The sequence below is a fragment of the Pelomonas margarita genome, from assembly GCF_043555875.1.
In the GTDB taxonomy this organism is placed as follows: domain Bacteria; phylum Pseudomonadota; class Gammaproteobacteria; order Burkholderiales; family Burkholderiaceae_C; genus Pelomonas; species Pelomonas margarita.
Genome location: NZ_JBIGHW010000081.1, coordinates 1 through 284, shown reverse-complemented (window position 1 = coordinate 284; position 284 = coordinate 1). Strand labels below are relative to the sequence as shown.

Annotated in this window: 1 protein-coding gene; it reads right to left on the bottom strand. The window is 73.9% G+C overall.

Annotation, left to right across the window (positions count from 1 at the left end; all coding sequences use genetic code 11):
• Positions 1 to 29: 29 nt before the first annotated feature.
• Positions 30 to 284, bottom strand: a 255-nt coding sequence (locus tag ACG0Z3_RS23330; RefSeq protein WP_394402461.1) for a phosphatase PAP2 family protein, incomplete at its 5' end; no start/stop codon positions are given.

Below are 284 nucleotides of genomic sequence, written 5' to 3'. Positions count from 1 at the left end.
AGCCGTTCACACCCTGTTTAAGCAGGGTGTCAGTGCGGCCGTCGCGCGTCGCGCAGCCGCGTGGCCAGGTAGAACCACAGCGCGGCCCAGTCCGCGCCGAAGGCCCAGCCGGCCAGCACGTCGCTGGCCCAGTGCACGCCCAGCACCACGCGGCTGGCGCCGATCAGCCCCGCCAGCAGCGCCGCCGCGCCCAGCAGGAACAGCCGCTGCGGTCGCCGGCCGTGGCGCTGCGCGAGCAGCACGCCCAGTGTCAGGTAGAACACCCCCGACATGCTGGCGTGGCC